Consider the following 16,002-nt stretch of genomic DNA (forward strand, 5'->3'; position numbering starts at 1 on the left):
CCGGGCGCCGGGCCCGGCCCGGGCCCAGACCCAGGCCCCTGGCCGGCCGGACGCCCACCGGCTCCGGGGCCGGACGCTCCCCCGGAGCCGGAGCCGGAGCCGGACGCCCCGCCAGGACCGCCGGGCCCGCCACTACCACCGGGATTACCGGGGCCGCCAGGGCCGCCGGGGCCCGGACCGTATCCCCCGGGAGCCGCCCCGCCGCCGCCGTACCCGCCGTACCCGCCGGGTCCTGCGCCGCTGCCGCCGCCCGCCGTCGGCGGGTTGGAACCGCCGGACGGATCGACGATCGCCTCGATCTTCCACTGCACGTTGAACTGCTCGGACAGGGCCTGCCGCAGCACGTCCTCGCTGCCGCTGCTCACGAAGTTGTCGCGCGCGCCGGCGTTGAGGAAGCCGACCTGGAGCGTGGTGCCGTCGAACCCGGTCACCTGCGCGTTCTGGCTGAGGAGGATCCAGGTGAAGCGACGGCGGTTCTTGACCGCCTCCAGGATGTCCGGCCACATGTTGCGCACCTGTCCCGCGCCGGCCGCGGGGTTGGACGGATCACCGCCGGAGGACGGCGCGGACGGCTGGGCCGGCGCGGAACCACCACCGGGCGCGCCACCACCGCGTGCGGCGCCGCCTCCCCCGCCAGCCGTGGGCCAGCCCCCGGGCCTCCGCGCACCTCCGCCCCCCTCGGCGGGCGGGGCGGCCGACGGCTGCGAGGGCGGGAACTCGGGCGCGGGAGCCGGCTCAGGGGACTGAGGCTGACGTTGCTGCAATGGCTGGGGCGCGTGCGGCTGGGCCGTCTCAGGTACGTACTCGGCGGTGACCGTTCCAGGTCCCTCGGGCCCGGACGGCCGGGGCGGCGGCGTGTACTCGGCGGCCGCCATGGCCGTACCGGCGGCCACGCCCCGCTCCAGGCGCTCGAGCCGTGTACGCACCGAACGCTCGTCGTCGAAGGCCGCGGGCAGCAGCACGCGCGCGCAGATCAACTCGAGCTGCAACCGTGGCGAGGTGGCGCCGCGCATCTCCGTCAATCCCGTATTGACGAGATCGGCGGCCCGCGACAGCTCCGCCGCCCCGAAGACGGACGCCTGCGCCTGCATGCGCTCGACCAGATCGGCGGGTGCGTCGATGAGGCCCTTCTCGAGCGCGTCGGGAACGGCCGCGAGAATCACCAGGTCACGCAGGCGCTCCAGCAGGTCGGCGACGAAGCGGCGGGGGTCGTTGCCCCCTTCGATGACCCGGTCGACCACCTCGAAGGCCGCCGCGCCGTCACCGGCCGCGAACGCGTCCACCACCGAGTCAAGCAGGGAGCCGTCCGTATAACCGAGGAGGCCGGTGGCCATGGCATACGTCACACCGTCCTCGGCGGCCCCGGCGAGCAGCTGGTCCATCACCGACATGGAGTCGCGGACGGACCCGGCGCCGGCACGCACGACGAGCGGCAGCACCCCGTCGGCCACCGGGATCCCCTCGCGCCCGCACACGTCGGACAGGTACTCGCGCAGGGTCCCGGGAGGCACGAGCCGGAAGGGGTAGTGATGGGTACGCGACCGGATGGTCCCGATGACCTTCTCGGGCTCCGTCGTGGCGAAGATGAACTTCAGATGCTCGGGCGGCTCCTCGACGACCTTCAGCAGGGCGTTGAACCCCGCCGAGGTGACCATGTGCGCCTCGTCGATGATGTAGATCTTGTAGCGGCTGCCTGCCGGGCCGAAGAACGCCTTTTCCCGCAGGTCACGGGCGTCGTCCACGCCACCGTGCGAAGCGGCGTCGATCTCGATGACGTCGATGGACCCGGGGCCGTTGCGCGCGAGGTCACGACAGGACTGGCACTCGCCGCAGGGCGTCGGCGTGGGTCCCTGCACACAGTTGAGACAGCGCGCGAGGATCCGCGCACTGGTCGTCTTGCCACATCCGCGCGGGCCGCTGAACAGGTACGCATGGTTGACGCGGTTGTTCCGCAGGGCCTGCTGGAGGGGGTCGGTCACGTGCTCCTGCCCGATGACCTCGGCGAAGGTCTCGGGACGATAGCGGCGGTACAGCGCAAGCGAGGACACGCCTACGACGATATCCGCCACCTATGACAACGCCCCCCACGCACCCGCCAGAGCCAACCTACCCTTGCTGCCTTCCGGCCCTGGGGGAGTTCAGTCAGATAGCGCCACGTGAGGGGCTCCGCACACAGTACCTGATCGGAGGCCCTCCCAACGAGTTCGCGAGCACTCCCCGCGGTCTTGTATGGTTCTCAGCGGAGGATTCGCCTAGAGGCCTAGGGCGCACGCTTGGAAAGCGTGTTGGGGGCAACCCCTCACGAGTTCGAATCTCGTATCCTCCGCTCATGCTCTCACCGGGCATAACGTCGATGGCCCCCGCTGCTCGCAGCGGGGGCCATCGACGTGTGTGGTCTCAGTTCTGGTCTAAGTTGCACGGGGCGGACAGCCCTGGACCTCCACGGACAAGCTCGGGCTGCTCCGTGCCAACGATCAGAACCGCCGGGATCGTGGTGGTCGTCTGCACCGAGTCCAAAATCACCATGACCGTCCCCGGCAAGGCCGGCGGGCTCGTCGATGCCCACGTCCACTCCTTCTCCTGGCCGCCTCCCAGAAGGAAGCCTTCTTTCTGGAAACCCAAGGCACCACCATCCTCAAGGAGCTGCTGACCCTCATCCGCCGAAGCCCGACCGGGGACGACGACGGGGGAAGGCGGCCGCCGTGTATGCCGGAGTCCTCGACCACATCAGGGCAGCCCTCGAAAAAGGACGTCGAACCAGGGTCCGCGAAGTACAGCGCCCTGGCAGAGCGGATCAGGCAGCTGCGTGACCGGGTCACGACCGGGCGCTGCGCTACCTCGTCGGCGGCCCCGACGTGATGCGCGAGCAGTACGACGAGATCACCAGACTGGCCGGGCTCGACAACGTGACCGTTCAGGTACTCCCCCACACCGTGAGCGGGTACAACGCGGTAAGCGACTTCAGCATCCTTCACCTCGGTGACATGCTGCCCACCACGGTCCAGGTGGACAACGCCTGGGGCGCGTCGTCTGTCTCCGACACCCGCGCGAAGTCGCGGAGTTCTCGCGGCAGTTCAACGCCCTGGTGGCGTCGTCCTTCCCATCCGAGGACACCTCGAAGTTCCTGCATCAACTATCGCGAGAGATCACAGAATGACCACACGCACCCGCAAGCTCACAGCACCCGACCTGGACGGTGTGGCCACCTGGTTCAAGTCCTCCTACGGCAGTGGCTTCGGCAACAACTGAGTGGAGATCGCGGACCTGACCCATACCTCCACCGGGGCGGTCGCCATCCGCGACTCGAAGAACGCCGGCGGCCCCGTCCTGCTGATCGAGCCCGAGCACTTCGCCGCCCTCGTTGAAGGCGTACGTGGCGGCCGCATCGGCGCCTGATGTCCCGTCTCCGGCTTGGTGACCAGGTCCCGCCGGGCCTGGCCACGTTCGGGTCAAACTCGGGCGTATGGCCAAAGCTCTCGTGGTCCGCCGTAGGTTCGTGAGGTTCGTGCCGTGCGATGTCGGAGTGGCGGGCATGACGGATCCGTCGGTCGTTGCGCTTTGTTGGGCGGGCCGACCGATGAGTCAGCGGTGGACGTCCACCCAGCCGTCCCGCAGGGCGACCGCGAACACGACCAGGCCGACCGCCGTCAACAGCGTGGTCGCTGGCGCGATGCGGGTGAGCAGTGCCGGAGGATTGCGCTTGGTGAACATGCCGAAGAGCCCCAGGCACGCGAAGACCATGGCGAAGAACTGGAGTATCAGCGTCATTCCGGCGAACGACATCGTTTTCCTGCCTGTCTGCTTGCCACGGGAAACAACCTCACCGGGCACGAAGTCGTCGGGCATCGGACCGGCCGCCGCTACGCGGGGCCGCACCACTGAGCTTGTTCCGCTTTGACGGACACCATTGGTGTGGTGGTCAGGCTGTGAGTGCGGTCTCGTAGTCGGCAGGACTGAGGTAGCCGAGGCTGCTGTGCAGTCGGTTCAAGTTGTACCAGCTCTCGATGAAGTCGAAGATCGCGGTGCGTGCGGTGGCCCGAGTGGTCCAGGTGATCGTGTCGAGCAGTTCGCGCTTGATGGTGGCGAAGAACGATTCGGCCAGCGCGTTGTCCCAACACTGCCCGGTGCGGCCAACCGACAGACGCACTCCGAACTGGTCTGCCAGGGCCGCGAATTTCTGGCTGGTGTACTGGCTTCCGCGGTCCGAGTGGAAGATCACCGATCGCTTCGGGCGACGCTGCCGGCAGGCGGCGGTCAGGGCGTCGGCGACCAGATCGGTGCGCATGTGGTCGGCGGTTTCCCAGCCGACGACGCGGCGTGAGGCGATGTCGATGACGGTGGCCAGGTAGAGCCAGCCCTCGTCGGTCGGGATGTAGGTGATGTCGCCGCACCAGCGGGCGTCCAGCCCGGCGGGGTCGGGCTGAAAGCCCCGGGCGATGAGGTCGGGACGGGTGGCGGCCCGGAGGTCGGGAACAGTGGTCAGGTGGCGTCGGCGGCGATGCACGCCTGCCAGCCCGGCGGCCCGCATCAGGCGGGCAACACGGCGACGCCCGCAGGCGGCGCCGTCGCGCCGGAGAGCTGCGTGGACGCGTGGGGCACCGTAGGTTCCCCACGACCTGGTGTGGACGGCGGTGATCTGCTCGGTCAACTCGGCGTCACGGACCGCGCGGGGACCTGGAGTGCCAGTGCGGCGGGCGTAGTAGGCGGCTCGGGAGACCTTCATCAGCTCACAGGCTCGTTTGATGCTGTGACCTGCACGTTTCTCCGCCTCGATGAACGGGTGAACCGTCACCGGGTCTCCTTCACGAAGAAGGCCGTGGCCCGCTTGAGGATGTCGACGTCCTCGCGCAGTCGGCGGTTCTCCCGCCGCAGCACGGCCAGTTCCTCGCGTTCGCTGCTGGTCAGGCCGCCGCGCTCACCGGCGTCGACCTCAGCCTGCTTGACCCAGTCGCGCACCGCGGTCTCGGTCAGGTCGAAATCCTTGGCGATCTGACCGACCGTGCGGTCACCGCGCTGGCACAGCTCGACGATCTCGGCCTTGAACTGCGGCGTGAACGAGCGGCGAGGGCGTGGCTTCTTCTTCCCCATGCTCTCCATGATGGACATCCTCCCGGGGCAGAACCCCTGATCTCGAATGTCCGTCAAAGCGGATCAAGCCCAGTGGCGACAGCCGTAACTTAGGCGTCTCGGGGGCTGGGCTGCCAGTGGCGAGGCGTATTCGGGCGGATACTCGAAGCCATGGAGACTCGTGTGCATCCCCCGCTCGGATTCATACCCTACGGTCTCCCTGCGGCCTGGCCAGGGGATCGATGGATCGACTTGTACGACTTCCATGAATCGGACGATGGCCCGCCGGGTAGCCCGGTCTGGTCGGTCTGGCTGGAGCATCGGAACGAGGACTCCGCACTGATGGTCCAGACCGTCGAGGACACCCGGCACATCAAGATCATGAAGCCCGAAGACGCTCGTGCCGACATCGCTCTCACCGCGACCTTCGTGCATCTGAACATGGTCCTGCCTCTGGCCACCGAGGCCGATCGTGAGCGGCTCCTCCGCCGGCTCTATGGCGTGGCTGAGGAGGAAGCTGCACGATTCGGCAAGTGGCCGACCGAAGAGTGGCAGTTCCATGATCGGGTCACGGAGACCGTCGTCGGTCACCGCTGGGAGTTCGCAGATCTCTGGACGGTGGTGCTGCCGAGCCACCTGGGCCGTACGGTGATCTTGCACGGTATGGGCCCCAGGCCCGAGGAACGCATTCTGACCGCTGTCACAGACACCTCACCGTACGGGTTCGACCTGGACCAGCCGCTGCGCTACGAGGATCTCGGACGTCAGCGACGGGCATGGCCACTTGCCGATCATGTTGCCGCCTCTACCCACCCGGACATCGTTCGGCGCTTCGGGTTGGATTCCGAAGTCCGTTGAGGCTGACGAATACTCGCACCCGAAGCTGCCGGCATTCACACGCACCTGCGATCTCACCCCCGACGATTCCCCCAGGCCCGCACCGCGGTGGCAACGACGGCGACGGTGATGGTCGCGATCCCCGAAGCGGCCAGCACCTGTCGTGGTCCCATGGCAGCGCTGAGCGGGCCGCCGAGCGCAGTGCCCACCGGGGAGGCGGTGAGAAGGGCGGCACCCCGTACGGCCAGGACCGTGGTCAGCCAGGCTTCCGGGGTGCGGTTCTGGAGCAAGGTGAAGGACAGCGCCGTGAAGGGCCCGTAGATCATGCCGCCGAGACCAAAGCACACCAGAGAGATACCGGTGGACACGCCCAGGCCGAAGGGCACAAGCATCAGGCCCCAACCAGCGACGATCCCCAGAGTGACCGGCCAGTGCGGAAGCTTGCTCAAAGCACCGGCCGCCAGGCCGCCAAGAACGGCACCCACCCCGAAGAGAGTCCAGTACAGCCCAAGAAGGCTCGCACCCGAATGAAGGTCGTCGGTGACATGCAGCGGGAGCGCGACTTCCACCGGCCCATAAAGGAAATTGAACAACCACGTCAACGCGAGAATCCCGAGAAGCTCGGGCTGACTGCGCAACAAGCGCAGACCGGTGGCCGACCGTCGGGCGCCGACCGACGCAGCTGCCGCTACCGCCTTGACACCGCTCAGCCGACCCACCTGGACGGCAAGGAGGGCGAAGGACATGGCATCGAGGCCGATGATCCAGGCTGGGCTGACGACCACCGCCAGGAATCCGGCGACTGCAGGACCGACGATGACAGACGCCGATGCGCTCGAACTGATCAGCGCATTCGCTGCCAGCCGCTGATCCGGCGGAAGCATCTGGGAAATCAGGGAATACTTGCCCGCACTACCCCAGGCATGCAGCACCGACGACCCAGCAAGCAGGCCGACATAGAGAACCGGGTGCAGCACTCCCGCTATCCAGGCGCACGGCACACACCCCAGAAGCACCATGCGGACCCAACTGTCTGTGGCCAGTAACCGCCGAGGCGTCAGGCGACGCAACCAACGGCCGAAGATCAGCGCGCCGGCGGCCCCGGGAAGGGCATAGGCGGCAACCGCAGCGCCGACAACCAACCCCGACTGACCGGGAGGCGCGATCGCAACGGCCAACCACGCCACGGCGACCACACTCATCCCATCACCGAGGTTGGAGACCGCCAGGGCCGGCAAGAACCGTCGGAACTCGGCATGAGCGAACAGCTGCCGATACGTCGGCGGCAACATGCGGGCTGTCGATGAAAGCGGCACTGAGTCAGACTTGTGGTTCAAGCGCGCTTGAAGTCAAGGGGGATCAGTGCGAGAGCTGGGCATCGGTGACCTTGCGCGACAGATCAACGTGCGGCCCTCGGCGTTGCGCTACTACGAGAGCCTCGGCCTGCTGCCGGCCGCCCGACGAGTCGCCGGCCGACGCGTCTATCCGGCCAGCGTCCTACGGCGGATCGCCCTGATCAAAATGGCACAGCGGCCGGATTCACCCTCGCCGAGATCCGCCAGCTGCTGGACTCCGACGCCGACCGGGGCGCCACCAAGCAATGGCGCACCCTTGCGGAACGCAAGATCCCGGAACTGGACCAGTTCATCCAGGAGACGCAAGCCCTACGGAACGCCGTCGCCGACTGCCTCGACTGCGGGTGCATGAACTTCGACAGCTGCCAACTGCTCGCCTCCGGCATGCCCGAAGGTGACGGCTGAGTCCCGCTACGGCCCCAAGCCCTTGGGGGCAATCACGTACTGAGGGGGGTTCGTTGCGTCGGGCTCAAGGTTGCGTTCGTTGCTCCTGCGAGCGCCAGATGTACGGTGTCGTGCCGGCGTTGCGCCGGAAGAAGGTTGTGAAGTTGCCAGGGTCGTCAAAGCCCACCCTGGTTGCGATTCGGGCCGTGGTCAGATGGGTATACGCGAGCAGGCGCTTCGCTTCGAGCGCGATACGTTCGTCGGCGAGCTGCTTGGCGCTGCGACCGAAAGTGGCCTGTGTGGCGCGGTTCAAGGTGCGGGCACTGCAACCGAGTTGCGCGGCGTACCACGCCGTGCCTCGACGTTCCACAACGTGCTCTTCGAGCAGGCGCTCGAACTCACCACACAGCGACGTCGCGGAGGCGCGGATCACCGTCGTCTGAACGGGGGCAACTCGGAGCAGCAGGCCGGCGAGCACGTGTCGAAGAACCGCCGGACGAGAAAGTACGGGGTTCGCGACGGCCACCTCGTGCTCTACGGCGAGATGGTTGACCGCCGACCGGGCCAGGGCGAACTGTTCGGCTCCCAGGTGCCAGGTGATCGGCCTGCCGGACCGGCTGAGCGAGTCCGCGACCGCCGCCGCGGTGGCCGTGAAGAGGACCAGCCGGCCCTGCACCTCGTCCACGTCGGTCCACGCGTGCACCATGCCGGGGCGCAGCCACGCGACTGACCCAGGCAGAAGGTCGTAGTCGACGAAGTCGGCGCGATGCGTCCCGGCGCCGGCTTCCACGAGCGCAAAAACATGGAACGTCGGCCGTTGCAGCCCACGACGCCGTCCCGACCGGTCCATCTGACGCAGGTCCGCGAAGGTGAGCACCTCGACCGGGAGATGGGAAGCCCCCACCGCAGGCTGGTACGGCACCTGCCAGATCACTTGTCCACTATCCACAATGTCGTGTCTTCCTCACCTACGTCGCGCCCGATCTCCCAACCTAACGTCGTGGACGTCAGACAAATACGCGCGGCCGCCCGGCTCGGGCAGCCGAGGGAGGAACCCATGGCGACCATGATCTCGACCGCACTCGACCTTTCTGCGGCCTTCGACAGCCGCCTCAACGACGGTGACCTTCCCAGGCTGATGGAGTTGCTCGCCGACACCGCGGTGAGCCGAACACCGCAGGGCGATGTCCTGACCGACCGCAAGGCGATCGAGGCGGACCTTGCCGGGATGATCACGGCGAAGGCAGTTTTGCACAACACGCCGCGCGTGGTCCTCGAAGCCGATGACGTGGCGCTGCTGCTCATCGACTGGGTGCTCGAAATCGACACGCCGACCGGCCGTGCGGACTTGGCGGGCACAACGGCCAACATCGCACGACGCGACGAGACCGGATCGTGGCGACTGGCCGTCCTCAACCCGGGTGGCACGAACTGACCCACCTGCTGGCCAGGTCCCAACCACCTCATGCCGCAGGCGCGTTCTCCACAGGTACCGGCGAACCCACCTTGCCGCTGTACTACGTCGAGATCACCACGCTGTCCGGCGCATTGGACACCAACGCCAAGCACAATCTCGAGCACGCGATCACCACAGCGATCCTCGAGCTCGAAGGATCCCGCGACCGGCAGCAGCCGAACGACCTCAACCGGGTATGGGTGCGGTTCTTCGACGTGCCTGACGGCGACTTGATCGTCGGAGGAGAGTCGACCTCGCTTGCCGGGCTCCGGGCACTCGTCGCCAGTCAGCACTGAGCACGCCTCGCAGCCCGTCGGCGGTGGCACCGTCCTCGCGCCACAGGGCGAAGCAGTAGAACACCGCCGGCCAGGCCGGAAGATCGTGCGGCAGGAGCCGCCACCGACAACTGGTCCGGTTCTGACCAGTGGTTCGATCAACGCCCACTGCCCGTCGGTCAAGGTCCGCCTCGGCTGCGGGGCGCGGTGGTCTCAGTTCTGGTCTCATTCGCCCCCGTCCGGCTCCGTCCGGAGCAGATCGTCAGTCCCACCGCCGGGCGAAATCAGCTCCGGCCAGCAGGTCCCCGGTCCGCACGATCGGATCGTCGATCCCCATCGCCTGCATCACGTCAGCGGCAGAAGCCACGTATCTTCCCTTCACCTTCGTGACGCGACAGGGAAAGCGATGAGCCCTCACCAGTCCAGGCGCCTTTGACGCGTCCACACCGAGCAGATCTGCCACCGTGCGCAGGGGCACGGGCTCAGTCAGCCACTGCGACAGCCGCATCGCGCCGGGGCTCATTCGACTTCCTCCTGCGTTGCGACGGCCTCGTCGGCATCACCTTCCGGCCCCAGCCTCGGATCCGAGCCGAGGTACTCACCCAGGACCCCGAGGCGATGCAACGTTGCGCCCATGCGCTCGCCGCCGACACGCTCCTTCACCAAGGGATCCTCCCCATCGACCACCTGAATGTCCGATTCGTTGCGGATGGGCGTGTAGCCGTCGTCAATTGGGCTCGCACGGTCGACAAGGCTTTGCGGATCCGTCGTGCGCTCGGCCGGATCCGCCCGCTCGACCATCCAGCCGGCAGCATTGGCGGATCGAACGACCTCATCACGGACGTCATCGGCCCGGGCGCCCAACGCCAGGCCGTACAGAGCACCGAACACCATGGCCGACCTCACGTCTGCAACGTCGACGCAGAGCCTTCTCGAGACTCGCGCGGCTGACTTCCGCAGGTAGGGGATGACGAAGTACAACGCGAGCAACTGGCTACGCTGAGCCAGATTCGGCACGTCGCTGTGAGCATCTCGCCCCACACACCGCCACAACGCATCCCGCAGCGCAACGTCAGTGGCTCCTCGTGCTGCCGCTTCCTTCGCCTCCGAGAGTGTGAGGTGCTCGCTCACCAAGCACCTTTCCCCGGGTGCGTGCGGGCAGATCAATTGCCCACCGAGCAACTCCGGAGCCCTTAGCTCGATCGACCTGAAGATGTCCGCCGAAGGCAGCAAGGACATGGCCTCTCCTCCCTTTGTTCCGCCAACGGGAGGAGGTTCACCATTGCGGAGGGCATCCATCCGCCTGCCTAGCAGCATGCGCTGGAGAGAGTGAATGGCACGCCGTGACCGAGTGAAGCCGCACAGCCCAGAGGCCATGCGTGGGAAGGCCCATGGGTTGGCCTCCGGTCCCCTTGGGTCATCGATCACATCTGCTTCTTGGTAAGAGCAGCTACACCGGGAGTATGGTGACTTGTATGGCAACCAAAAAGGTGACGGTGACGATCCCCGAGGACCTCCTGGACGAGATCCGCGCTGATGCGGCCGAGCGGGGACTCTCCTCCTACGTCGCAGAAGCCCTGCGCTACAAACGCGACCGAGACCGGCTGCTGGAGCTGGTCGACTGGCTGCAGGAGGAACACGGCCCGGTCAGCGAGGACGAGCGCGCGGCAGCACTGGAGGAACTGGAAGATCTCGACACCGAACACGAGCGCCGCCGGACCACCGGTGGACACCACGCCGGGGAAGCTGCGTGAAGAAGCGGGCCGATCGGCGCAGGCCACGGGCACCGCGCGTCTTCGTACTCGACTGCGAAGCTCTGTCTCTTGCTGTGCGTGGAGACCGAAAGATGATCTCTTGGCTCGACCTCGCAGCGCGGGGCGAAGCTGAGGTGGTCACGTCTCCCATGACGCTGGTAGAAGCATATGACGGCAGAACCACCGAGCAGCGATGGGACTGGGTACTCTCCCGGCTCAAGGTCGCCGATATCGGGAAGGACGAGGCCCGCCAGGCGCGCCGTCTGCTGGCCGATGCCAAGCTTCACGGCCATGAATACGCGATCGACGCCGTGCTTGCGGTCATCGCCCGGCAGCAGAAAGGGCAGGTCACCCTATTCACATCGGATGCGGACGATCTAGAAAAGCTGGTCCCGGAGTCGATCGTCGTCAAGCCCCTGTGATCGGCGGCGCGGGTCTGACTCCGGTCTCATTCGCTCTGGTAGAGCACTGTCCATCTTCCGCCCGCGCCAGTCGGCGGAACCCGGGCCCCTCGGCCGTGGCACGCACGTTCCCGTGCGCAAGTTCTCCTGCCGAGCCGTAATCTGCCTCTTGCGAACGACGGAACGGTGAGCATCCATGGCCAAGGCGCACGAGCGGATCGCGGTGCGCCCGCCCGCGCGCGTCAGCGTCGTCACCGCCGTGCACGGGCCGTCCGCTCGCTTTCTGCCCGAGGCGTACAAGTCCCTGTGCGCCCAGGAGTTGCCCGAAGGCTGCGAGTGGCACTGGGTCGTCCAGCAGGACGGCATGACCGGCGAAGTCGCCGAGTACGTGCCCGACGATCCGCGCGTGACGTTCACGCAGGGGCGCTGCGGTGGTCCCGCCACGGCGCGTACGTTGGCGCTCGCGCGGGCGGACGGCGCGTACATCAAGGTCCTGGACGCCGACGACCAGCTGCTCCCGGGAGCTCTGGCGCGCGATCTGACGGCGCTGGAAGCGGACCCGTCCATCGGCTGGGCGACGTCCCGGGTGCTGGACCTGCTGCCCGACGGAAGCACCGCCGGCTTCCCGTCCGACCCGGATGCGGGGCCGATCGAGCGCGGGGCGGTCCTGGAGTTCTGGCGGGCGAACGGCTACCGGGCCCAGGTCCACCCGGCGACGCTCTTCGCACGCCGGGAGCTGGTCGTCGCGCTCGGCGGGTGGATGGCGCTGCCCGCCTCGGAGGACACCGGGCTGCTGCTCGCGCTCAACGCCGTGAGCACCGGGTGGTTCACCCCGGACGTCGGCATGCTGTATCGCAAATGGCCTGGTCAGACCACCCACCAGGCAGCCCACACGAACCCAGCCGAACGCGGGGCGCGGATGGCCGTCGTGGAAGCCAGGGCTCTTCAGCTGTCGCACCTGGGATGGACGTACCCGATGTCGTGAGCGGCCGGGGTCGAGGGATCAATCACCGGGTGCGGCAAGCCTCTTGGGCTTCTAAGATTCTCCAGGGATGCAAAGGACGCAGTTGACTCGGGTCTCTGGGGGACGACTTGGGAACCGGCGAGCAGATCGTGACGGTGGTGGCCGTGCTGCTCGGTGCGCTCACGACGCACCTCACCAACCACCTGACGCAGCGCGGCAAGGTCAAGTACGAGCTGCTGACACGATGGGACAACCGCAAGCTCGACGCCTACTCGCAGTTCGTCGACCGCGTGCGGACGGGCATCTTCCTGGCGGTCAGGCTCTACGAGCACCGCGAGGGCCTGCGGCTCAGCGACATCCCCGAGACCGAGCTGGTCGCCGACCTGGCCGAGGCCGAGCGGTTCCAGGGCCGGTCCTTCGAGCAGATCATGCTCCTCGGCGGGGACGACGTCGTCGAGGCCGCGCACGAGCTGCACGCGGCGGTGCGTGCGATCGACTGGCAGGCCAACGGCAAGGTGACCGGCACGTTGGAGGAGTGGCGGGAGCGCAACCGTGTCGCGTTCCGCGCCATCAACACCTTCCACGAGTCAGCGCGCGCGGACCTCGGCGTACGGGGGCGCGTGACCGGTGAACAGCACCCGGAACGCGACCTGTTGCTGCCGGCCGCCCGGCAGGACGCCGACGCGGCCGGCGAGTAGCGCGCTCTCGGGCCCTCGTGCTCTTGGGCTCTCGGGCCCTTGGGGCTCTCGGCCGAGGCACTCGATACCAACTTTTTGCCTGACTATTCACTCAGTACATGTACTGAGTGAATAGTGTGGCCCCATGAGCACCCGCCATATCCTCCTTGGCCTGCTCGCCATGGGCCCGAGGCACGGATACGACCTCAAACACCGGCACGACGAGCGCTTCCCGCAGGCCCGGCCGCTCGCCTTCGGGCAGGTCTACACAACGCTGCAGCGCCTGGTGCGGGACGGGCTCGCCGAGGTCGAGGAGACCGGTTCCGACGGCGGGCCCGAGCGGACCATGTACCGCAGCACGGACGCCGGCGCCCGCGAACTCGCCGACTGGGCCGGGTCCGTCACGCCGTCCGCGCCGTTCGTCGCGAACGAGATCTTCGCGAAGGTCGTCGTCGCGATCCTGTCCGGCGGTGACCCGGCGGCCTACCTGGCAGCGCAGCGGGCCTCGCACATGCAGCGGATGCGAGAGCTCACGGCGGTGAAGTCCGCGAAGGACGCCGACCTCACCACCGTGCTCTCGGCGGACTACGCCCTCACCCACCTCAACGCCGATCTGCGCTGGATGACGACCACCGCCGACCGGCTCGCCACCCTGACCGCGGAGGTCGAATCAACGTGAACACCACCGAGTCCGCGCACGGCCAACCGCTGCTCGCAGCAAGGGGCTTGTACAAGGCCTACGGTTCGACCCCCGCGCTGCGCGGCGCGTCGGCACAGCTGCGAGCCGGCGAGATCGTCGCGGTGACAGGCCCGAGCGGCAGCGGTAAGTCCTCCCTGCTGCACTGCATGGCGGGGATGGTCCGCCCCGACCACGGGCAGGTGATGTACGGCGACGAGCACCTCGCCCACGCGTCCGAGGATCGGCTCAGCGAGCTGCGCCGGACCCAGTTCGCGGTGGTGTTCCAGTTCGGGCAGCTGATCCCCGAGCTGACAGCGGTCGACAACGTCTCCCTTCCACTGATCCTGGGCGGGACGGATCGACGCACCGCCCATGGTCAGGCGCATTCCTGGCTGGAGCGGTTCGGAGTGCTGGACCGGGCCGAGGCACGCCCCGGCGAACTCAGCGGCGGCCAGGAACAGCGCGTAGCCCTGGCCCGTGCTCTGGTCACCGGCCCGAGGATCGTGTTCGCAGACGAGCCGACAGGAGCACTGGACTCGCTCGCGGGTGAGCAGGTGATGACCGAGCTGACCGCCGCCGCACGGGAGTTGGGCGCGGCGGTGCTGCTGGTGACGCACGACGCGACGATCGCCGCCTATGCCGACCGTGAGATCCGGCTGACGGACGGCCGGACGGGCGCCCTGGAGGTGTCGGCGTGAGAGGCGTTGGCGTGAGAGGTGGCGGCGCGAGTGGTGGCGGTGTGAGCGGTGGCGGTGTGAGTGGTGGCGGTGTGAGAGCGGATCTGCGGCTGGCCTGGTTGCTGACCAGCGGTTCCGACCGGCGTGAATGGTGGCGGATCGGCCTCACGGCCGTGGGCGCGGCCGGTGTGGCCGCCTTCGGTGCGATGGCCGCTGCCGTGGCGTCCGTACACGGGTACGTGCACCTCTCGCTCACCGATGGCCTGCTGGACGCTCCGGGCGAGCGCAGTGGTGTGCTCCTGGCACTGCTGCTTCTGCTGGTACCGGGCCTCGGCTTCCTCGGGCAGTGCGCCCGGCTGGGCGCCGTGCACCGCGATCGCCGTATGGCCCGGCTGCGCCTGGCGGGCGCCGCGCCGGTTCGGGTACGGCGGATCGCCGCACTGGAGGCCGGAGTTGCTTGCCTGGCGGGCTCGATCGTTGGCTCCGCAGCCGTGGCCGCATGCGTGCTCTACGCGGGCCGCCCGCCGGCTCGGCTGTGGTGGCTGGTGGCCGCTGTCCTGCTCGCGGTCCCGGTCGTGGGCGTGGCGGTGAGCCTGACCGCGCTGCGCCGGGTGGTCGCGTCGCCCCTCGGCGAGGTGCGAAGGTTGCGCGGTGGACGAGGCGGCGGCCGGGCCCTCGCACTGGGCGTGTTCCTGGTCGTGGTGGCCGTGAGCGGCGGCATCCTCGCGCCCGCGTACGGGGCGGCCGGGCTGGCTCCCATGTTCCTGTTCTGGGTGTTGCTCCTGGTCGGCGCCGGGGCCCTGGGGGTGAGCGGTGGCATGGCCAGGCTGGCAGGACGCCGGTACGCGGCGCGCGCCGAGAGTCCGGCCCTGCTGATCGCCGCCGAGCGGCTGTCCGCCGATCCCTGGGCCGCGGCGCGCACCCATGCGGCCGTCCTGCTGGTGACGGTGGCGGGCACCGGCTTCGTGGGCGTACGGAAAGCGTTGCTCGAGGGTCTGCACCACAACGACTACGGCCCCACCGACCTGGACTTCTACACCGCCGGGATCGACCTGGCGGGTGCGGCGGTGCTGGTCGGTCTCCTCATCGTCCTCGTCTCGGTCGCCGTGAGCGCCGCCGAATCCGTGGCCGCCCGGCGCCGGGCACTCGCCCGGCAGGTCGCCGCGGGCGTGCCGCGGAAGGTCCTGCGCCATGCGGTACTCCTCGAGACCGCCTTGCCACTGGCACCGGCTCTGCTGATCGCGGGCGCGGGCGGGCTGGTCGTCGGGATCTGGTACGCGTCGCTCGTCGGACACGAATTCACCGTGCCGTACACGGCCCTGGCCGTCCCGCCGCTGATGCTCGCCGCCTGCCTCCTGTCCGTGGCCACCTCGCTGCCCCTGCTGCGTCGCTCGGCGCGGCCGGCGGAGCTCAGGCACGCTTGAGCGTCGCGAAGATAGTGGTGGCGGAACTCTGGCGTACCAGTGGCGGAACTCT

General features: G+C 68.2%; 20 protein-coding genes, 1 tRNA gene, 1 other RNA gene and 2 pseudogenes. 15 read left to right on the forward strand and 9 right to left on the reverse strand.

The features are described 5' to 3' along the window. Window positions 1–2,048 (reverse strand): DNA polymerase III subunit gamma and tau (locus JFN87_RS05680; protein ID WP_307865316.1); only part of this gene is annotated, 2,048 nt, incomplete at its 3' end. A gap of 25 nt (window positions 2,049–2,073) precedes the next feature. After that, an RNA gene (gene ffs, locus JFN87_RS05685) (signal recognition particle sRNA small type) lies at window positions 2,074–2,168 on the reverse strand. Window positions 2,169–2,241: 73 nt separating this feature from the next. Here ffs and JFN87_RS05690 point away from each other — a divergent pair. The 3 genes and pseudogenes from JFN87_RS05690 (at window position 2,242) to JFN87_RS34275 (ending at window position 3,396) form a co-directional block, all read left to right on the forward strand. Further along, window positions 2,242–2,326, forward strand: a tRNA-Ser gene (locus JFN87_RS05690). 532 nt (window positions 2,327–2,858) lie between these two features. After that, a pseudogene (locus JFN87_RS33495) lies at window positions 2,859–2,981 on the forward strand (Scr1 family TA system antitoxin-like transcriptional regulator); the annotation flags it as partial. 268 nt (window positions 2,982–3,249) lie between these two features. Next, complete coding sequence (locus JFN87_RS34275) at window positions 3,250–3,396, forward strand: DUF397 domain-containing protein (RefSeq protein WP_307865317.1); 147 nt, start codon at window positions 3,250–3,252, stop codon at window positions 3,394–3,396. A 186-nt stretch (window positions 3,397–3,582) separates the two neighbouring features. Here JFN87_RS34275 and JFN87_RS05700 read toward each other — a convergent pair whose 3' ends face one another. The 3 genes from JFN87_RS05700 to JFN87_RS05710 form a co-directional block, all read right to left on the reverse strand. After that, on the reverse strand, window positions 3,583–3,783 hold the full coding sequence (locus JFN87_RS05700; protein WP_209338778.1) for a hypothetical protein: 201 nt from the start codon (window positions 3,781–3,783) through the stop codon (window positions 3,583–3,585). A gap of 136 nt (window positions 3,784–3,919) precedes the next feature. Beyond that, window positions 3,920–4,792, reverse strand: a complete 873-nt coding sequence (locus tag JFN87_RS05705) for an IS3 family transposase (protein WP_307865318.1) — start codon at window positions 4,790–4,792, stop codon at window positions 3,920–3,922. Then, window positions 4,789–5,097, reverse strand: coding sequence for a transposase (locus tag JFN87_RS05710; RefSeq protein WP_209338779.1), 309 nt, complete (start codon window positions 5,095–5,097; stop codon window positions 4,789–4,791). Before JFN87_RS05710 ends, JFN87_RS05705 begins: the two co-directional genes overlap by 4 nt. Before the next feature lie 222 nt (window positions 5,098–5,319). On the opposite strand from JFN87_RS05710, the gene JFN87_RS05715 reads away from it, so the two are divergent. Further along, window positions 5,320–5,925: a hypothetical protein gene (locus tag JFN87_RS05715; RefSeq protein WP_209338780.1), complete on the forward strand. Its 606-nt coding sequence runs from the start codon at window positions 5,320–5,322 to the stop codon at window positions 5,923–5,925. Between the two features lie 53 nt (window positions 5,926–5,978). Here the strand turns inward: JFN87_RS05715 and JFN87_RS05720 are convergent, their stop codons facing one another. Further along, window positions 5,979–7,241 (reverse strand): MFS transporter, encoded by a 1,263-nt coding sequence (locus JFN87_RS05720; RefSeq protein WP_245178809.1) that lies wholly within the window; start codon window positions 7,239–7,241, stop codon window positions 5,979–5,981. A gap of 67 nt (window positions 7,242–7,308) precedes the next feature. On the opposite strand from JFN87_RS05720, the pseudogene JFN87_RS34490 reads away from it, so the two are divergent. Both JFN87_RS34490 and JFN87_RS34495 read left to right on the forward strand, forming a co-directional pair. After that, window positions 7,309–7,371: pseudogene (locus JFN87_RS34490) on the forward strand (hypothetical protein); the annotation flags it as partial. Window positions 7,372–7,469: 98 nt separating this feature from the next. After that, on the forward strand, window positions 7,470–7,664 hold the full coding sequence (locus JFN87_RS34495; protein ID WP_372449191.1) for a MerR family transcriptional regulator: 195 nt from the start codon (window positions 7,470–7,472) through the stop codon (window positions 7,662–7,664). 64 nt (window positions 7,665–7,728) lie between these two features. On the opposite strand, the gene JFN87_RS05730 is transcribed toward JFN87_RS34495, so the two are convergent. Next, entirely contained in the window at window positions 7,729–8,577 is an 849-nt protein-coding gene (locus JFN87_RS05730) for a helix-turn-helix domain-containing protein (RefSeq protein WP_209338782.1), read from the reverse strand. 123 nt (window positions 8,578–8,700) lie between these two features. On the opposite strand from JFN87_RS05730, the gene JFN87_RS05735 reads away from it, so the two are divergent. Continuing rightward, complete coding sequence (locus JFN87_RS05735; protein WP_209338783.1) at window positions 8,701–9,078, forward strand: YybH family protein; 378 nt, start codon at window positions 8,701–8,703, stop codon at window positions 9,076–9,078. 71 nt (window positions 9,079–9,149) lie between these two features. After that, on the forward strand, window positions 9,150–9,395 hold the full coding sequence (locus JFN87_RS05740; RefSeq protein WP_209338784.1) for a tautomerase family protein: 246 nt from the start codon (window positions 9,150–9,152) through the stop codon (window positions 9,393–9,395). Between the two features lie 241 nt (window positions 9,396–9,636). Here JFN87_RS05740 and JFN87_RS05745 read toward each other — a convergent pair whose 3' ends face one another. Together JFN87_RS05745 and JFN87_RS33500 are read right to left on the reverse strand one after the other, a co-directional pair. Next, window positions 9,637–9,897 (reverse strand): DNA-binding protein, encoded by a 261-nt coding sequence (locus JFN87_RS05745; protein WP_209338785.1) that lies wholly within the window; start codon window positions 9,895–9,897, stop codon window positions 9,637–9,639. Then, window positions 9,894–10,505, reverse strand: coding sequence for a hypothetical protein (locus tag JFN87_RS33500; RefSeq protein WP_245178810.1), 612 nt, complete (start codon window positions 10,503–10,505; stop codon window positions 9,894–9,896). Before JFN87_RS33500 ends, JFN87_RS05745 begins: the two co-directional genes overlap by 4 nt. Window positions 10,506–10,849: 344 nt before the next feature. Here JFN87_RS33500 and JFN87_RS05755 point away from each other — a divergent pair, with 344 nt between their 5' ends. The 7 genes from JFN87_RS05755 (at window position 10,850) to JFN87_RS05785 (ending at window position 15,950) form a co-directional block, all read left to right on the forward strand. Beyond that, a complete protein-coding gene (locus tag JFN87_RS05755) occupies window positions 10,850–11,128 on the forward strand; it encodes a ribbon-helix-helix domain-containing protein (RefSeq protein WP_209338786.1) in 279 nt (92 codons plus the stop codon). Window positions 11,129–11,277: 149 nt separating this feature from the next. Then, complete coding sequence (locus JFN87_RS34500) at window positions 11,278–11,550, forward strand: hypothetical protein (protein WP_245178811.1); 273 nt, start codon at window positions 11,278–11,280, stop codon at window positions 11,548–11,550. Between the two features lie 175 nt (window positions 11,551–11,725). Then, complete coding sequence (locus JFN87_RS05765) at window positions 11,726–12,514, forward strand: glycosyltransferase family 2 protein (RefSeq protein ID WP_209338788.1); 789 nt, start codon at window positions 11,726–11,728, stop codon at window positions 12,512–12,514. A gap of 107 nt (window positions 12,515–12,621) precedes the next feature. Then, the gene (locus JFN87_RS05770) at window positions 12,622–13,191 is read left to right on the forward strand and encodes a hypothetical protein (protein ID WP_209338789.1); all 570 of its coding nucleotides are present in this window, start codon (window positions 12,622–12,624) and stop codon (window positions 13,189–13,191) included. A gap of 124 nt (window positions 13,192–13,315) precedes the next feature. After that, complete coding sequence (locus JFN87_RS05775) at window positions 13,316–13,849, forward strand: PadR family transcriptional regulator (protein ID WP_209338790.1); 534 nt, start codon at window positions 13,316–13,318, stop codon at window positions 13,847–13,849. Beyond that, window positions 13,846–14,547 carry an ABC transporter ATP-binding protein gene (locus tag JFN87_RS05780; RefSeq protein ID WP_209338791.1) on the forward strand — a complete coding sequence of 234 codons (702 nt, stop codon included), beginning with the start codon at window positions 13,846–13,848 and terminating at the stop codon, window positions 14,545–14,547. The genes JFN87_RS05775 and JFN87_RS05780 overlap by 4 nt, the downstream gene beginning before the upstream one ends. A gap of 71 nt (window positions 14,548–14,618) precedes the next feature. Then, window positions 14,619–15,950: an FtsX-like permease family protein gene (locus tag JFN87_RS05785; RefSeq protein ID WP_209338792.1), complete on the forward strand. Its 1,332-nt coding sequence runs from the start codon at window positions 14,619–14,621 to the stop codon at window positions 15,948–15,950. Window positions 15,951–16,002: the final 52 nt, after the last annotated feature.

The sequence above is a fragment of the Streptomyces montanisoli genome (genome assembly GCF_017813245.1).
GTDB classification, from domain to species: Bacteria; Actinomycetota; Actinomycetes; order Streptomycetales; family Streptomycetaceae; genus Streptomyces; species Streptomyces montanisoli.

Coding starts and splice junctions, on each gene's coding strand:
- JFN87_RS05700 (WP_209338778.1), bottom strand. CDS start 3,783: ATGTCGTTCGCCGGAATGACGCTGATACTCCAGTTCTTCGCCATGGTC.
- JFN87_RS05710 (WP_209338779.1), bottom strand. CDS start 5,097: ATGGAGAGCATGGGGAAGAAGAAGCCACGCCCTCGCCGCTCGTTCACG.
- JFN87_RS05765 (WP_209338788.1), top strand. CDS start 11,726: ATGGCCAAGGCGCACGAGCGGATCGCGGTGCGCCCGCCCGCGCGCGTC.
- JFN87_RS05775 (WP_209338790.1), top strand. CDS start 13,316: ATGAGCACCCGCCATATCCTCCTTGGCCTGCTCGCCATGGGCCCGAGG.
- JFN87_RS05755 (WP_209338786.1), top strand. CDS start 10,850: ATGGCAACCAAAAAGGTGACGGTGACGATCCCCGAGGACCTCCTGGAC.
- JFN87_RS34500 (WP_245178811.1), top strand. CDS start 11,278: ATGACGCTGGTAGAAGCATATGACGGCAGAACCACCGAGCAGCGATGG.
- JFN87_RS05745 (WP_209338785.1), bottom strand. CDS start 9,897: ATGAGCCCCGGCGCGATGCGGCTGTCGCAGTGGCTGACTGAGCCCGTG.
- JFN87_RS05735 (WP_209338783.1), top strand. CDS start 8,701: ATGGCGACCATGATCTCGACCGCACTCGACCTTTCTGCGGCCTTCGAC.